The sequence below is a fragment of the Psychrobacter sp. AOP3-A1-26 genome, from assembly GCF_052378235.1.
Taxonomy (GTDB): domain Bacteria; phylum Pseudomonadota; class Gammaproteobacteria; order Pseudomonadales; family Moraxellaceae; genus Psychrobacter.
Window position 1 is genome coordinate 13,026 of record NZ_JBQSXN010000006.1, and the last position, 15,999, is coordinate 29,024.

At 43.9% G+C, this 15,999-nt stretch carries 14 protein-coding genes; 6 read left to right on the top strand and 8 right to left on the bottom strand.

Annotated features, from left to right (window positions below; translation table 11 throughout):
- Positions 1-461 precede the first annotated feature (461 nt).
- The gene (locus tag ACT3TU_RS02185; RefSeq protein WP_192523938.1) at positions 462-983 is read left to right on the top strand and encodes an RNA pyrophosphohydrolase; all 522 of its coding nucleotides are present in this window, start codon (positions 462-464) and stop codon (positions 981-983) included.
- 86 nt (positions 984-1,069) lie between these two features.
- Here the strand turns inward: ACT3TU_RS02185 and ACT3TU_RS02190 are convergent, their stop codons facing one another.
- A complete protein-coding gene (locus tag ACT3TU_RS02190) occupies positions 1,070-1,933 on the bottom strand; it encodes an NRDE family protein (protein ID WP_192523937.1) in 864 nt (287 codons plus the stop codon).
- Between the two features lie 176 nt (positions 1,934-2,109).
- Positions 2,110-3,798, bottom strand: a complete 1,689-nt coding sequence (locus tag ACT3TU_RS02195) for a DUF4139 domain-containing protein (RefSeq protein ID WP_192523936.1) — start codon at positions 3,796-3,798, stop codon at positions 2,110-2,112.
- Positions 3,799-3,967: 169 nt separating this feature from the next.
- Here ACT3TU_RS02195 and lgt point away from each other — a divergent pair, with 169 nt between their 5' ends.
- From lgt to ACT3TU_RS02210, 3 genes are all read left to right on the top strand, one after another.
- Positions 3,968-4,852: a prolipoprotein diacylglyceryl transferase gene (gene lgt, locus ACT3TU_RS02200; RefSeq protein WP_192523935.1), complete on the top strand. Its 885-nt coding sequence runs from the start codon at positions 3,968-3,970 to the stop codon at positions 4,850-4,852.
- A gap of 72 nt (positions 4,853-4,924) precedes the next feature.
- Positions 4,925-5,797 (top strand): thymidylate synthase, encoded by an 873-nt coding sequence (locus ACT3TU_RS02205; RefSeq protein WP_192523934.1) that lies wholly within the window; start codon positions 4,925-4,927, stop codon positions 5,795-5,797.
- A 61-nt stretch (positions 5,798-5,858) separates the two neighbouring features.
- Positions 5,859-6,425, top strand: coding sequence for a dihydrofolate reductase (locus ACT3TU_RS02210; RefSeq protein ID WP_192523933.1), 567 nt, complete (start codon positions 5,859-5,861; stop codon positions 6,423-6,425).
- 219 nt (positions 6,426-6,644) lie between these two features.
- Here the strand turns inward: ACT3TU_RS02210 and uvrC are convergent, their stop codons facing one another.
- Positions 6,645-8,489, bottom strand: a complete 1,845-nt coding sequence (gene uvrC, locus ACT3TU_RS02215) for an excinuclease ABC subunit UvrC (RefSeq protein ID WP_192523932.1) — start codon at positions 8,487-8,489, stop codon at positions 6,645-6,647.
- A 308-nt stretch (positions 8,490-8,797) separates the two neighbouring features.
- The gene (locus ACT3TU_RS02220; protein ID WP_192522996.1) at positions 8,798-10,324 is read right to left on the bottom strand and encodes a DUF3360 family protein; all 1,527 of its coding nucleotides are present in this window, start codon (positions 10,322-10,324) and stop codon (positions 8,798-8,800) included.
- A gap of 465 nt (positions 10,325-10,789) precedes the next feature.
- On the opposite strand from ACT3TU_RS02220, the gene ACT3TU_RS02225 reads away from it, so the two are divergent.
- Positions 10,790-11,347, top strand: a complete 558-nt coding sequence (locus ACT3TU_RS02225) for a DUF4442 domain-containing protein (RefSeq protein ID WP_192522995.1) — start codon at positions 10,790-10,792, stop codon at positions 11,345-11,347.
- A gap of 262 nt (positions 11,348-11,609) precedes the next feature.
- On the opposite strand, the gene rplS is transcribed toward ACT3TU_RS02225, so the two are convergent.
- The 4 genes from rplS to rpsP form a co-directional block, all read right to left on the bottom strand.
- On the bottom strand, positions 11,610-12,002 hold the full coding sequence (gene rplS, locus ACT3TU_RS02230) for a 50S ribosomal protein L19 (RefSeq protein WP_192522994.1): 393 nt from the start codon (positions 12,000-12,002) through the stop codon (positions 11,610-11,612).
- 205 nt (positions 12,003-12,207) lie between these two features.
- Positions 12,208-12,972, bottom strand: a complete 765-nt coding sequence (trmD, locus tag ACT3TU_RS02235) for a tRNA (guanosine(37)-N1)-methyltransferase TrmD (RefSeq protein WP_192522993.1) — start codon at positions 12,970-12,972, stop codon at positions 12,208-12,210.
- Positions 12,973-13,079: 107 nt separating this feature from the next.
- Positions 13,080-13,613: a ribosome maturation factor RimM gene (rimM, locus tag ACT3TU_RS02240; protein WP_192522992.1), complete on the bottom strand. Its 534-nt coding sequence runs from the start codon at positions 13,611-13,613 to the stop codon at positions 13,080-13,082.
- A 179-nt stretch (positions 13,614-13,792) separates the two neighbouring features.
- On the bottom strand, positions 13,793-14,062 hold the full coding sequence (gene rpsP / locus ACT3TU_RS02245; protein WP_192522991.1) for a 30S ribosomal protein S16: 270 nt from the start codon (positions 14,060-14,062) through the stop codon (positions 13,793-13,795).
- Positions 14,063-14,442: 380 nt separating this feature from the next.
- Here rpsP and ACT3TU_RS02250 point away from each other — a divergent pair, with 380 nt between their 5' ends.
- Positions 14,443-15,927, top strand: a complete 1,485-nt coding sequence (locus ACT3TU_RS02250) for an ATP-binding protein (protein ID WP_192522990.1) — start codon at positions 14,443-14,445, stop codon at positions 15,925-15,927.
- Positions 15,928-15,999 lie beyond the last annotated feature (72 nt).

Consider the following 15,999-nt stretch of genomic DNA (forward strand, 5'->3'; position numbering starts at 1 on the left):
TCTACTTTGTATTTCCTGAAAACATACTATCTTTCGCTAGTGTAGCATAAGCGAAAACGAGATTTTATGGACCATCCCCTTGGATTACTTTTATAAACAGTAACAGGGCTATTTTTTTATTAACGCTTTGCTGCATCACTGCCTCTGAAAGATAGTTTTCGATACACACATTGATAGTGACGCATCTTCCATACTGATCGCACTAATAACTATCGTTATTATAAGACCTTCCAAAAAACCTACAAAAGCCTGCTTATAAATAGCTGATTTTAAAGGATTAAACTTGTGAAACATTTTATAGCAAAATACTGTTACACATTTCGGTTGTTTCTTGGTTTAATAACGGTAATGAATCTTGTTTTGACATCGTATCGATAACTATCACCCTATAATAACTATGATTGCTATCACTGTACCTTGTTGAAACAAGTTATTTTTAAACAATTTAAAAAGGTTTAGTCATGATAGATGCAGACGGCTTTCGCGCCAATGTCGGCATCATCTTGGCAAATACACAAGGGCAGGTTCTGTGGGCAAAACGTATTGGTCACAACGCTTGGCAGTTCCCTCAAGGCGGCATCGACCGCGGGGAGACGCCGATGGATGCGATGTATCGCGAGCTCTGGGAGGAGGTCGGTTTACATCCGCGTCATGTGGATTTACTGGCGGTCACGCAAGACTGGTTGCGCTACCGCTTGCCAAAATGCTATGTGCGCCATGGGCAGTATCCTTTGTGTATTGGGCAAAAACAAAAATGGTTTTTGCTGCGCTTAGATGAGCCAAACACTCAACATATCCGCTTTGACGAAGGGAAACCAGAGTTCGACAACTGGCAGTGGGTCAGCTACTGGTACCCACTTGGACAAGTGATTCACTTTAAACGCGGGGTATACCGTCGCGCCTTGCAAGAATTGGTGCCCGAACTACCGCTTAAACAAGGACTAATCATTCCAAAACAAAACAACCATTTGTTGGTGGAATAATGTCGCTGATGGCTTCCACAGCTTTAGCATAAAAAATACCCGTATTGATGAACAATCAGTATGGGTATTTTTTATGCTAATTTTTCTCAATGAGAGCATTCGCGGCTGACGATTTTAGCTTGAATATCTGTACCTAAGGCATAATTTTTACGCACGGTTAAAATACTTTGTGTTCGTGTGCCGTAGCTTGGTGTGGTTTTACCATCGATAGCTGTATTACTAATTTCTGTTAAATTCGCCCCTTCAATATAAATAGACGACAGTGCTTGTTCTATTTTGATATCGACACCCGTATCTGGTAACGCATCTGCTGGTGCTTGAATACTATCTGATAGCACCTCAAAAGCGGCAGCTTGCCAGTATTGGTCATCGCTATCTTCGCTAATTAACGGCAGCACTTCTTGGCGTAGTCGACCGCGCAAGCGCTCAGTTTTAAACCAACCCTCTTCTGGTTGACCATTAGAAATCACATGTAGCCCTGCATATAACGGCGTGGGTGCATGACCCCGATTATTAACCATGACCGCTTGCATCGCATCACCAATAATAAGGTTAAACCCAGCATACTCTTGCAAACTTATTTGCCGTGCAAACTCCATCGGGCTTAAATTACTGGTCAAAAAATCAGCCACCAATGCCCCACGCGAGCGCTCATCATTGCTTGCCTGCACGCCATCGCGAAAGTTCAATACCGCCGCCCAACGTCCATTTTGCTCATAAGTAGCAAGCTGACTGCTCTGCTGTTTTTGCTTTTGATGCGCCTCTTGATGTGCTATTTGATGAATACCCAGCCAGGTGCCATCACTTTGTTTATCACGTCCCGCATAGATAGGCTTATCTGCCCACTGATGCAGCGGCTCTGTTGGACGCTGTAAAAATTCATCACGATTGGATAATAATACTAAAGGCAGCTCGTCAAATAACTGCCAAGCAATGGCAACGATACACATAGTTTTCCTTTTATATAAGAATTTCAATATAAAACAGGGTCGTTCAAAATAGCGTTCTGCTAGGGTAAATTTTCCTCGCTTGCTGTGTGCTTCGCACTCCAGAGGCCTCACAAAATTTATCACAGCAGCACTGCATTCCTTTTAAATTGAATCGATTGTATGATTCTGATTTAGCATTAATTCGTGCTTAACTTTTTATCGGCAGAGTAGCGGATTTGATACGTCGATTGCAGCACCTGTGATTGCTTACTCGGCAAATCAAACTCCCAAGCAACCATGCCCTTATTATCGTTCCAGTCTTTTTGGCTGACGGTTGGGCTGTGTGCCGCGGTTACTTTAATGCTGTCATCGCTACTGACCGGCTCAGCACTTAACACTTGCAAGCGCACACTACGATTGTGCTGATTGGTAAATTGATAAGCTTGAGTCGTCGTTTTGGTTTGCTGGCGGTTAAATACGCCTTTATCACCTTGTTTGTCTTCATCGGTCAACTGTTTTACCAGCAAGCTAGGATCAATGCCAAAACCAATACCCTGCTCTTTTAGATTCTGATAGCTGTAGCGCGACTGCCCAACATAGTTATCATCGCGGTATAGCTGCAACGAGCCATCCGCCCAAGCTGGAGTCAAAAACGGTGCTGATGCATACCAATAAGCGGCAGCCTCGGCGCCTGGTGTGCTACGTAACCATAGCTTACTGGTACCAGCTTGCTCGTCAATAATCGTGCGTACTCGCCTGCCATCACTGGGAATACTCACACGCTGCGGCAGTCGATACTCGGTGATGCCATTTTTATTTTGACTGCTAACGCTAAAACTCGGTAGCGGTGGCATATCTGCTCCAGACGCACCGCCATAACTGTCTCTCGCAGAAACGACGACTGGCGCAGATTCACTCTCCATCATGGGTTGTGCATAGCGAGCCAATTTATCTTGGCGCTCTTCGTACAATGATAAGCGCTCGACTCTTGGTAACTGGCTGGTGGTGGTTTGGTTGGGATTAACGCTACTTAAGATAACTGACACATTGTTCCAATTCTCGCCTGTTTGTTGGGCAATAATGGCGGAAGCAGTAATATTAAGTTGTTTACTATCTGTATTTAAGCGCGCTTGATAGGTCGGCTCCCAACTGGCGCCGCGTACCTGATAATGCAATTTAACAGTACTAGCAGCACGACTGGCAGTGCGTACACTCACTTGGGTCACATTCTTCTGCGTCTGGTTAGTACTACCTGCAACTAATTGCCCCAGAGTATCCTTGGCACGGGCTTCTTGCTGTTGTAGATCTACAATTCTTTTATTAATATTTGCCGCTTGCGTCTCTAAATCACGCGCATTATTAGCCAGCGTGCCAGTCGTATTTATTTGCGTCACTTTGGTCAAATTTTGCAAATAGGCTTTGGTTAAACGTGCCGCTTCTAACTCGGCGCTGATATCTGCTAAATTATTCTGCTGACTCTGTACTTTCGCATCACCTTGATACTGACATTGCGCCGCTTGCTCACCGCTCAAGGTTTCGATACTGACTTCGCCAATATTAATATTCCCTTGTGCTTGCACACTGATACTATCTGGTTCAATCGCCGGCGATAAACAAGAAAAAACCACTGTTTGCTCACCGCTACCGCTGATTGGCAAGGTACGCGTTACACTGGCTAAACCTTGATAAATCGTAATTTGTTCGATACTGCTGTTTGTCGCTTGCGCGGTTATTGGCACCAACATCGTGAACCCTGATGCCATCATACCAAGCAAGGATAACGGCAGTAATTTACCGCTACTTTTTAGGGTCAGCGCATCAATTGCAAATATTATTTTAGGTTTCTTATCTGGTATAAATGATAGCGTTGATGACGGTGGCTGCATGATGATTCCTTAAGAGTTGATGCGCTTTTTTTCATCTTATCGGTTTTTTTAGCGCTTTGCTATTCATTCAATCATCCATTCACTTATCGATTCATTTATCATAGTGTTCGCAAGGGTCGAATTTTGCTATTATGACCAACATTCTATTATCAATAATTATGATGCCTTTATGATGATTCATCCTCAGTATGATCCCGTGGCGCTGTCCTTGGGTCCAGTAGAAGTGCACTGGTATGGCTTAATGTACCTGCTGGCATTTGCCGCCGCTTATGGCCTAGCCTGGTATCGCAGTACCAAACGCGATAATTGGACCACCGATATGGTGTCCGATTTGGTCTTTTATGGTGCCCTTGGCGTTATTTTGGGCGGTCGTATTGGTTATGTGCTGTTTTATCAGTTCAGCGAGCTTTTACAAAATCCTGCTTACCTATTAAAAGTTTGGGAAGGCGGCATGTCTTTCCACGGCGGTTTTATCGGTGTCATGTTCGGCATGTGGTTCTTTGCGCGTAAATATAAAAAGACCGCCTTTCAAGTCTTCGACTTTATCGTGCCTTGCGTGCCAACTGGTTTATTATTTGGGCGTATCGGTAACTATATCAACGGTGAGCTTTGGGGACGCGTATCAGACGGTGGCTATAACTGGCTGACCTACTTTCCGCAAGCGGCGGCGTTTGATATGCAGCAATTACAAACCAACCCTGAGCTACAAGAATTGATGCTTGAGGTAAATGGACAGTACTTGCTACCTCGCCATCCATCGCAGCTATACGAAGCCTTTGCTGAAGGTCTGCTGTTGTTTATCTTCTTATGGTGGTATTCATCAAAGCCGCGCCCGCGTATGGCGGCCTCCGCTGTTTTCTTACTAGGCTATGGTATCAGTCGTTTTATCATTGAATTCTTCCGTCAGCCAGATGCTGATCAAGGATTTATTTTATTAGGCTGGATGACCAAGGGTCAGCTATTAAGTGCACCGATGATTATCGCCGGCTTAATCATGCTGATTTACGCTTATAAACGCGGTATTTATGATTGGGGTAAGCAGTCGGCTTATTAAGCCTGAACTTATCGAATAAGACATTTAAAATACGTTTTAATATGCACTTGAACCATGCAAAAGAGCACTTTTATGACCAATAATTACCATAACAGTAAAAACGAGCAAGCCTACTTAGATTTGCTACATTTAGTTCTAAATGAAGGTGCTGAAAAAGGTGACCGTACTGGAACCGGTACGTTAAGCCATTTTGGCGCCCAGCTACGTTTTAATTTAGCTGACGGCTTTCCATTATTAACCACCAAAAAAGTCCATTTTAAATCCATCGTTTATGAATTATTGTGGTTTTTAAGCGGTAGCACGCAAGTAGATTACTTGCAAGAAAACGGCGTGCGTATTTGGAATGAATGGGCAACGGCGGAACAGACTGCACGCTTTAACCGTCCTGCTGGCGACCTTGGGCCTGTTTATGGCCATCAATGGCGCAATTATGGTGCCAGTAAAACTGAGGATGGCAGCTACAACGCTGATGGCGTCGATCAAATCACCCAAGTCATCGAGCAAATAAAAACCAACCCCAACTCACGCCGTTTAATTGTATCAGGCTGGAATCCTGGTGAAGCAGAACAAGTCGCCTTGCCGCCTTGTCATACCCTATTTCAGTTCTTCGTCGCGGATAATAAACTGTCATGCCAGCTTTATCAGCGCTCAGCAGATTTATTCCTAGGTGTGCCGTTTAATATCGCCAGCTATGCACTCTTAACCCATATGGTGGCACAGGTTTGTGGTTTAGAAGTCGGTGAATTCATTTGGACCGGTGGTGATTGCCATATTTATCAAAACCATCGCGAACAAGTCGAATTACAGCTAACACGCTCGCTGTATACATTGCCAACATTGACGCTTAACCCTGATGTGAAAGATATTTTTGCTTTTAAATACGAAGACATTAGCGTCGATGGTTATGAATCACACCCTGCAATTAAGGCGAAGGTTGCCGTATAGCCTTTGTTTGGTTGATGTTCCCAAATAACAAAAGTATTTAAAAAAATAAAGAGGATAGGTTATGAGTTATGCCAACATTGAAGTTGCTCAAATAGCGGCCATCAGTCGCAATCGTTGTATCGGGAAAGGTAATGAGCTCCCGTGGCATATCTCTGCAGACTTACAGCATTTTAAAAGCATGACCACCAAACAAAATGATGGCGCGATACAAGGCATCGTCATTATGGGTCGTAAGACGTTTGAGTCGATGGGTAGCCGACCGCTTCCAAAACGTATCAGCTTTATTATCACCACTCAATTAGATTATGCGGAACAAAAAGGCTTAGAAGGTAGCGAGAAAGCTTATGTCATGCATAATTTAGACGATGCGCTGACGCAAGCAGCTAACCTTGCTCATAGTACTAATCTTGATACCATTTGGGTGATTGGCGGTGAACGCGTGTTTAGCGAAGCCTTAAGGTATACCGACCGTATTGAGCTGAGTCACGTAGATACTGAAATCACTGATGGCGATGCCTTTTATCCTGAGCTGCCAAGTGAATTTGCAGTCGCTAGAGAATCTGAGCAAATGCACGATGAAAAGAGTAGATTGGATTTTAAATTTGTGACTTATAAAAGAAAAGCTTAACTTTATTTAGCACGACTTTTATTCATAAGCTATAGTTAAAACATTTTAAAAACGCTACGATACTGCTTGTATGGTTTTTTTGCAGCCTCTGTCTGCATAGGCACAGCAAGCAAGGAAAAACTATACAAGCAGTATGTGGTGTATCGATATTACTTTTCATAGACTATATTAAAAAGACCGCTATCGTAAAATAGCGGTCTTTTTTTATTATCAACTGATTTATTCATGTAGTACTTTATAAATCGTCTTCGCTAATACTGGACCAATGCCTTGCACGCCTGATAGCTCTTGCTGTGAAGCTCCAAGCAATTGCTGTATGCCACCAAAATGATTAAGTAAGTCGCGACGACGCTTCTCACCGAGTCCCGGAATTACTTCTAGCACTGACGATGAACGACGCTTATCACGCTTTTTACGATGCGCAGTGATGGCAAAGCGATGCGCTTCATCACGAATATGCATCAATAGATGTAGCGCCTTGCTATCCATGGGCAAATCAAGCGGCTCATGATCGATAAAATGTAATACCTCAAGCCCTGCTTTACGTCCTTCGCCTTTTGCCACACTAATCAGCAAGGTATCGCCAAGAATACCCAATTCAGTCAGTACTTCTTTAGCGATGCCAAGCTGACCTTTACCGCCATCAATGAGCAATAAATCAGGCAACGGCTGCTTCTTATAACGGCGTGTCAGCACCTGTTTCATCGCCGCATAATCATCACCACCTTGGATATCATGAATCGCATACTGACGGTAATCACGGCGACGCGAGCCACCTTGGTCAAAGACCACGCAGCTACCGATGGTCGCCTCGCCCATGGTATGCGAGATATCAAAGCACTCAATGCGATCAATGGTACGGTCAGTGACCTCAGCCAAAACATCCTTTAATGCACCAAAACGCGCATGCAACTCTAAATAATCACCAAGTTTGGTTTTGAGCGCATTATTGGTGTTTAATTTTGCCAAATCCAACCATTCAGCGCGGTGTTCACGGACGCTGGTTTTGATGACGACCCTGCTTCCAAAATGGGTCGCTAATGCTTCGCTGACTGCGGTTTGATCTGGTAATTCATCGCTCAGTATAATCTCTGCTGGCAAATCATCGGTCACCTGAAAATAGAATGAGGTAATAAAGGCCGATAAATTATCCGCAAGTGGCTCACTGCTGTCGACATCAGGGAAATAGTTTTTGCTACCTAGCACCCGCCCGCCACGGACAGTCAACACATTGACGCAGGTTATACCTGCTTGGCTGGCAATTGCTATCACATCTGCCTCACCCTGCACGGTATAGACGGCCTGTTTCGCTTGTACTTCGCGCAGCATAGAAAGTTGGTCACGATAAAACACTGCTTTTTCAAAGTCTAATTCCTCAGCGGCGCCTTCCATTTTTTTAATCAGAGCACTATGGACATCACTAGAATCGCCCTTTAAAAAGCGAATGGTATTATTCACATCCTCTGCATATTCATCGGCTGACACCAAACCCACACAGGGCGCACGGCAACGTTTGATTTGATATTCAAGACAAGGGCGCTTGCGCTGCTTAAAAAAAGTATTGGTACATTGGCGCATTTGAAACATTTTTTGCATAAGCACCAGCGTCTCTTTTGCCGCATGTGCCGATGGAAATGGACCAAAAAACCGTCCTTTTTGGTGATTGCCTTTGCCACGCCCATAAGCCAGTCTCGGATAAGGCTTATCTGCTGAAATAAACACGTAAAGATAAGATTTATCATCGCGCAGTAGCACGTTATAAGGGGGACGATGTTCTTTAATTAGATTTTGCTCGAGCAGCAGTGCTTCGGTTTCGCTGCGGGTAATAATGGTTTCGATATTATGAATCCGTGCGACTAACGCGCGCGTCTTTGGATGGTCAATCGTCTTAGCAAAGTAGCTGTTTACACGGCTTTTCAGTGATTTTGCCTTACCGACATACAAAATATCGCCATTTTTACCCAGCATTTTATATACCCCTGGCAAATTTGGCAGGCGCTGAATTAAATGCTTAAGGCGGACTTTTTTATCGTCGACGGGACTCGTCGCGGAGACATTGACCATAGAATTTCGGACTCTTAAGTTAAAGCTCTCAAAATAGAATTAATAATACTATAGTTAAAATACTTTAAAAACGCTACGATACTGCGGGTATAGTTTTTTTGCAGCCTCTGTCTGCGTAGGCACAGCAAACAAGAAAAAACGGTACCTGCAGTACGTGATGTAGCGATATTACTTCTCACTGACTATATTAATGGGGCGACTAAAGCCATTTTGCAAGCCAGCCATTGATTGAGCAACCGCGCGTTGAACAACAGGCGCAAAAAAACCAGCACGAGGCTGGTTTTTTTCAGTAGTAAATCCATGCAAGACTAATGACGGAAATTCGACATTAATGCTGGAATACCTGGCAACATACCGACAAGGGCCATCACGCCTGTTAAGACTACAAAAGTAATCACGGGAATAATCCAGCGACTCATTTTGGTCAAATTGGCACTACGTTCTTTAGAACCAATTAAACCTAAATTATCGAGCACAAGGGTAATTGACCAACCAAAGGCTGGATTAACCAACGCTGAAGCAAAGACGACAATGGCAGCGGATTGGGTGGTTTTGCCTTCACGTGTCATCTCCATCCCTGCTTCAAGCAATGGAATAAAGACCCCAACAATGAGCGCCACGCACATGACCGGCTCCCAAATCGCTAAGTCCATGGGATAACCCCAAACGCCAGCAATAATACAGAAAATACCGGTTAAAACTGCACCGGCTGGGATCGGACGCTTGGCAATCGCTGCTGGCACAATGTAAGTGCCCCACGAAGAAGCAAAGTTTGCGCCACCGAGTACCGAGCCTGCTACCTGACGAATCGAGGCACTAGTCATCGTATCATCAATATCCATCAAAACCTTTTCAGTGCGTTGCGGATAGCTGATTTTTTGGAAGACCTGATGACCCAAAAAGTCTGGCGACCACATGGCAACGGCCAAGACGGCAAATGGTAACACCACGATAAAGCTCTCAACAGTGGGCAACCCTAGCATCCAACCGGTGTTTTCACCCCACCAATACATCGGATTCATGTTCGGTAGACCTGGCGCGGTTTCAAACGAAAATGGCGCACCCATGGCAAAAGCGACGCCACCACCTAATAAACAGCTGAGCGGAACGGCCAACCAACGCTTTTGGAAGTTTTCCAACACCGCATACAGTACGATAGTGAGTAAAATAACCACAAAGGCGATATGGGTCATACCGATGCCTTCTGCCCAAGCAAACAGGTTTTTCACCTGCGATGTGGTACCAATAAAGCCCAGATACAGCAGTAAACCACCGCACACGCCTTTACTGGTCAAGTTTGCCAGCAGACTGCCCCCTTTACTAATCGCTAGTAATAAACCAAAGGCACCAATCAGTAAGCCAAACGCCATCGGGTGACCACCAGCGGCCACCACAATAGGAATCAACGGGATTAAAGGTCCATGAGTACCAGCAAGGTTGGCAGTAGGGAGTAAAAAGCCTGAAAATAAGATGGCAAAAAACGCCACGATTAACAGCTCATAACGAACGTTTTCTAGGACAAAGGCATCACCCAAACCAAGCGGCCCTGCAAAGGTAGCAGCGATGGCGCCCACCATCACGACTTTACCAATGGTCGCTGCCATCGCTGGAATCGCATCTTCATACTCAAAACGATAATCACGGAAAGGTAAATTGGCACGCCAGCGCTTTGGTTTCATGATTTGTAGTTCATGATTTAGATAGGCGTCACGACTATCAAAGCTTGAGCTTGGCTTATGTAAATCGAGATAACTACCCAATTGCTCGCTGTCGTCAGTGGCTGGATTTGATGGTTGCTGATTAGACCCTGAAGAAGGGATCTGAGTATTACTCATCACATTTCCTTGTGTCGGCTGAGGCTTCGGTTGACTAACAATAACGTGATTTGGCGCCTTATAAAATAAAGCGTCACCACAAATTTCAGGCTATTGTATGCCATGAATCCTTGGAATGCGAGCATATAACCATGTAAAGATACTATACGTATTGTTATAATCAATAACTTAAAGTTTGCATTTATAATTTATCGAAACTGAATTCACGCTTTTTTCAATAAACTGACCGCAAAATAGGTGGCAGTAATGTTTACCCTTAATAGACGAGTCATTAGCGGTAACCCAGTAAACTTGGGAGCTGTGATTAATAGCAGTAACCCATATTCAGACTTTCGTTACATCAGCGCTGGTTACGCTTTAAGTCTAGCGCACTTGATGTTTTTTACTTATGATATTTAGCCTTAACCAACCAAAAAACTTAATCGCTATCATTAAAAAAGTCTAAAAAAGTAATAGGACAAATTTATGAGTGTACTACCCAGCAATTTTGAGACGCTAAAACGCAGGGCCAAACAAAGTATTATGCCGTTGTTGACACCGCATTTACTTAAACTACGTATCAATACCTATGCGCCATATATCGGTGCTGGTATAAAAATTGATTATATCAACCTTGATCAAGGTCTATGCGTGGTCAGCATGGGGCTGAACCCTATGAACAAAAACATCGTCGGTACGCAGTTTGGTGGTAGCTTATATTCGATGGTTGACCCGTTTTATATGTTGATGCTCATGCACCAATTGGGCAGCAGTTACGTGGTCTGGGACAAAAGCTCGCATATCGAGTTTGTTGCGCCCGGTAATAGCAAAGTCACTGCACGAATGAAAATCCCTAATAATGAAGTCACTACTATTCAGAAGCTGGCAAAAGAAGGTGAACCGGTATTTCGTGAATACCAAGTGGATATCGTTGATGATCAGCAAAAAACCATCGCCACCGTCACCAAAACGCTCTATATTCGACTGCGTAAGTACAGTAAATCTAAGGATCAAACTAACCGTATCGATAATGTCGATGCTTAGATTTAATCTTTTAGACTTAGATTTTATAGACTTAGATTTTATAGACTTAGATCTTGGACTTATCGCTACAGATACAAAAACCCCAACCTAGCCTTCGCATAGATTGGGGTTTTGTCTTTTTGGTATGGCCCGCTTATTTATAAATAAACCTATGAATAAGGGCTTGTATCTATTATTGCTTCATCGCTAAGCTGCACAATAAACAACTTAACCATGGTAGCAATTTTAAGCACAATGCTTAAAGTCAGATACTCGATACAGTCTAAGCGTCAGTTTTTGCCTGAGCAGCTTTAGGAGCACGAGCAACCAACTTTTCGCGGATACGTGCTGATTTACCAGAGCGCTCACGTAAGTAGTATAGTTTCGCACGACGAACTGCACCGCGGCGTTTCACCTGAATGCTATCGATAATTGGTGAATGCAGTTGGAATGCGCGCTCAACACCAACGCCACTTGAGATTTTACGTACGGTAAACGCTGAGTTTATACCGCGGTTACGCTTAGCAATTACAACGCCTTCAAAAGCCTGTAAACGCTCACGCTCACCTTCACGTACTTTTACTTGTACCACAACGGTATCGCCGGGTGCAAAGCTTGGGCGCTCAAGTAATTGAGCGTTTTCGATGACCTGAACCAATGGATGCTTGTTGCTCATGAGAGTTATCTCCTCACATTAGATAATAGAGGCTTAACGCATATCACCTGTTTGTAATAATTAATCATATCTCTTTATAGTGAGACACAACGTAAATGGGTTATAACCAACGGCCATAATGCGATGACTCGTTTTATTGTTGCTCAAAATTTTATTTCTTAACTGTTTATCTCGCTTAATGAAGATAAAGTCAGGTATTAACCCTCTACTTTTTATCTGCTTTTGCCAATGCTTTTAACCATTTTGCTTGCTCTACCGTTGGGGTAAACGCTTGCCATAGGTCTGGACGACGCGTTTGCGTGCGACTGACTTGCTGGCTAAAGCGCCACTTAGCGATATTGGCATGGTGACCTGAGAGTAGTACTTCAGGTACTGCCATACCCGCAAACTCATGCGGCTTAGTATAATGTGGACAATCAAGCAAACCATCGACGAACGAGTCTTGCTCAGCTGACTTGTCATCACCCATAATATCAGGCAGACGACGTATTACACTATCCATCAGCACCATGGCTGGTAGCTCGCCACCAGTCAATACATAATCACCCAGTGACACTTCCATATCAACATATTGCGACAATAAGCGCTCGTCAATGCCTTCGTAACGACCACATAATAAAATCATGCCGTCATACTCAGCCATATTGACTACGCTACTTTCGCTGAGTGTTTGCCCTTGTGGCGACATATAAATCACCGGACAATGCTCACTGTCGACACGGCAGCCATGCTGACTGGCTCGCAGGCGCGCATCCTCGATAGCTTTTGATAATGGCTCGGCCATCATCACCATCCCAGGACCGCCACCATACGGGCGCTCATCAATACGGCGATAGTTATCAGTGGTATAATCACGTGGATTAATGCATTCAATCGTCACTTGTTTCTGAGTGACTGCCCGTCCCGTGATACCAAACTCACGGATCGTCGCAAACATCTCAGGAAAAATACTAATGACAGAAAAATACATCTGATGTCTACTTGCACAGTGGCTAATAATGGCTGAATAAATCGGGGTAATTATCAAACGCGCTTAGCGATAGGACTAAAGGCCGTATCACTAAATGAAAGGCTTTATTAATAATCACTTGGCCATGCCACAAGCACTGTTTTTTCAGTCATATCGACTTCAATCACGGTTTGCTTGTGCCATGGAATCAGGCGCTCTTCATTGTCCAAACTGTCTGAGTTTGCCGTTACGCGCATGATGTCATGGGCACCGGTCTCAAACATTTCAGTGATAGTGCCTAGATATTCAGTCTGCTCATTTATCACGCGTAAGCTGACCAAATCCGACCAATAATACTCATCTTCAGCTGTTTCAGGTAAGACGTCTTGCTCAACCCAAACGGTAACCCCGTTCATGGTCTCAGCAACATTACGATCAGGAACTTGCTCAAACTGAGCCACAATTCCTGTTCCTTGCTCACGCCAAGCCTTAACAGTCAAAGGTTTCATACCAGTGGCCGTTTTCATCCACCACGGCTGCATGCCAAATATTGCCGTACGATCATCTGTATCACTAAAAACCCAAAGCCAACCTTTAATGCCATAAGGCTTCTTAAGCTGACCGATTTTCATAAGGCTACTAGCGTTTGGAACAGAGGACATAACGGCTAACCTAGCAATGATTAAAACAGCAATGATAAATACATTTCAATGAAAAGCGATAAACGCATTCAAAATGCGATAAACAGTTAATGGCGCACCCTGGTCAGACCAGTTACGCTATGTGTTCTAAAGCCTACTGATTGGCGCAAAAAATGCTATCAGTATCCAGCAACAAAAACTTAAGCAGTGGCTTCAGTTTGAGCAGCAGACTTGTTGTAAGCTTTTACTAATGAAGCAACGCGATCTGAAGGTTGTGCACCTTTTTCGATCCACGCATTGTACGCTTCTATGTTTAGGCGTACTGCTTCTTCAGACTCTTTAGCGAGTGGGTTAAAAAAGCCGATGTTTTCAATGTAGCGACCGTCACGCGCGCGGCGTTGATCAGCAACAACTACTTGATAAAATGGGCGTTTCTTGGCACCGCCCCGTGCTAAACGAATAACAACCATGTGAATTCTCTCTTTCGCAGGTATACCAAAAAGGGCATAATTATATCACAGTCTTATTTTATTGAAAACATAAACTGTGCTTATTTAATTATTTATTAACAATAGCTTAAATGCCAGTCGATGTAAAACATATTTGATAATGAGCGCTTATCTTTAACCCATAATTTGGTCTTTTCATCTGACTACCTTACTAAAATATACGGCTAACGAAGTCTGATTTAATATGCATTTAAGAGTTCATCATGGACAACTTATTTAATCAAAGCCCACAGTGTCAGCCTTTGATTATGCTACTCTGTAGGATAAATTAATGCTTTAAGCAAATATGTTCAACACGCTCTAGACCTAATAAAATCTAACCTTCAACACCTTGGATTTATATGACCACTCCAAACCCCAAGCCAAAATCACGTCGTAAAGGTTGGCTACCACGCTCTTATTCCAATACTTGGCTTACAACCTTGATGGTGGCTTTTATTGTCATCATCAGTGTTAGCTTATCGATTTTATTTTTTTGGCGTAGCCTGTATTTACCAGAGCTGAAGAGTCATGCGCGTTATTTGACCAGTGAGTTACGGCTAATGAATAGCGTCAATAAAGATTGGCAAGATCATCCTGAGGTGCGTCAGTGGATTTACCAGCACTCTCATGTGGTAGTAGTAGATAATCCGAGTGATTTTCCAGAGGTTTCAGACAAAGCCTTTGTCGGTGTTTTTACTGATGTGTTGCAGCGTGAAATCGGCGCGCAGTTGGGGCGACCGGTTGAGGTATATTTTAAGTTTAAACCGACCCCACAGCTTTGGGTACAGGATAGTCGTGATGACAGCTTTTGGATTCGCGAACCAGTGGTTTATTATTCCCAGTACAGTCCGACTCTATTGATATTGTTTTTAATTGGATTACCCATTCTAACGCTATTGACCATCATTTTATTGGCTCGACAATTAAATCGCCCATTGCGTTATTTACAGCGCGCAGCGACCAATTATATTCGCCTCGGTCACGCCACTACATTACCAACACAAAAAGGACCCACTGAGATACGCCAGGTAAATATGGCATTCAATCGCCTATTCACCACTTTAAATCAAGCACAAAAAGAACGTACGATTATGCTTGCGGGTATCTCACACGATTTGCGCACACCGCTAACTCGCATGCGTTTGACGGCTGAGATGCTGCCAGATGACTTTTTTCGTGAAGGGCTTATTTACGATATTGAGGATATGGATGCCATTCTGGAGCAGTTTATTTCATTTATGAAAGACGGTTCTGATGAGCCAGTCAGTCTCACCAATTTAGACACCATCTTTAATGAAATTATGGTGCAGTTTGCACCGATGGCGTTCATTTACCAATCAGAGTGTGACAAGGTCGTGCCTGTCCGTCCCATGTCTATTAAACGCCTTGTTATCAATCTGGTCAATAATGCCAAGCGTTACGGCAAGCCGCCTATTTATCTGTCAGCAACTGTGGTGCCGACATTTATAGAAACTGTTGAGGAGGAAGATAGCGATGTGATTAGTGAAAGCGTGGTCAACAAAGAAGCACAAGAACAATTAATGATATGCGTACGGGACTGTGGTGATGGCGTGGCAGATGACCACTTAGAGCGTATTATGCAGCCCTTTGAACGTGGCGAGACAGCGCGTACCACCCAAGGCAGCGGCTTAGGTCTAGCGATTGTCGATCGTATCGCACGGTTGCATCATGGTACGGTCGAGGCCATCAATCATCCTGACGGTGGTCTACAAGTATGCGTGCGTATTCCCCTACTTTCCAAAGTTGCTGGAGATAAAACCGTGGCAGCCCAAACAGAAGATATCTCTGATTCTAACGATACTGGACTGGATAAGCCTGAATAATATGAAAAATCGCTCAAGGGGTGTCGAATGGCTCTAGCTACCAGTCGTTCTAGGGCGTGTCCTAATATTGAA

Coding starts and splice junctions, on each gene's coding strand:
- ACT3TU_RS02190 (WP_192523937.1), bottom strand. CDS start 1,933: ATGTGTATCGTTGCCATTGCTTGGCAGTTATTTGACGAGCTGCCTTTA.
- ACT3TU_RS02220 (WP_192522996.1), bottom strand. CDS start 10,324: ATGAGTAATACTCAGATCCCTTCTTCAGGGTCTAATCAGCAACCATCA.
- ACT3TU_RS02250 (WP_192522990.1), top strand. CDS start 14,443: ATGACCACTCCAAACCCCAAGCCAAAATCACGTCGTAAAGGTTGGCTA.
- rimM (WP_192522992.1), bottom strand. CDS start 13,613: ATGTCCTCTGTTCCAAACGCTAGTAGCCTTATGAAAATCGGTCAGCTT.
- ACT3TU_RS02225 (WP_192522995.1), top strand. CDS start 10,790: ATGAGTGTACTACCCAGCAATTTTGAGACGCTAAAACGCAGGGCCAAA.
- uvrC (WP_192523932.1), bottom strand. CDS start 8,489: ATGGTCAATGTCTCCGCGACGAGTCCCGTCGACGATAAAAAAGTCCGC.
- ACT3TU_RS02210 (WP_192523933.1), top strand. CDS start 5,859: ATGAGTTATGCCAACATTGAAGTTGCTCAAATAGCGGCCATCAGTCGC.
- rpsP (WP_192522991.1), bottom strand. CDS start 14,062: ATGGTTGTTATTCGTTTAGCACGGGGCGGTGCCAAGAAACGCCCATTT.
- trmD (WP_192522993.1), bottom strand. CDS start 12,972: ATGTATTTTTCTGTCATTAGTATTTTTCCTGAGATGTTTGCGACGATC.
- ACT3TU_RS02195 (WP_192523936.1), bottom strand. CDS start 3,798: ATGCAGCCACCGTCATCAACGCTATCATTTATACCAGATAAGAAACCT.
- lgt (WP_192523935.1), top strand. CDS start 3,968: ATGATGATTCATCCTCAGTATGATCCCGTGGCGCTGTCCTTGGGTCCA.
- rplS (WP_192522994.1), bottom strand. CDS start 12,002: ATGAGCAACAAGCATCCATTGGTTCAGGTCATCGAAAACGCTCAATTA.
- ACT3TU_RS02185 (WP_192523938.1), top strand. CDS start 462: ATGATAGATGCAGACGGCTTTCGCGCCAATGTCGGCATCATCTTGGCA.
- ACT3TU_RS02205 (WP_192523934.1), top strand. CDS start 4,925: ATGACCAATAATTACCATAACAGTAAAAACGAGCAAGCCTACTTAGAT.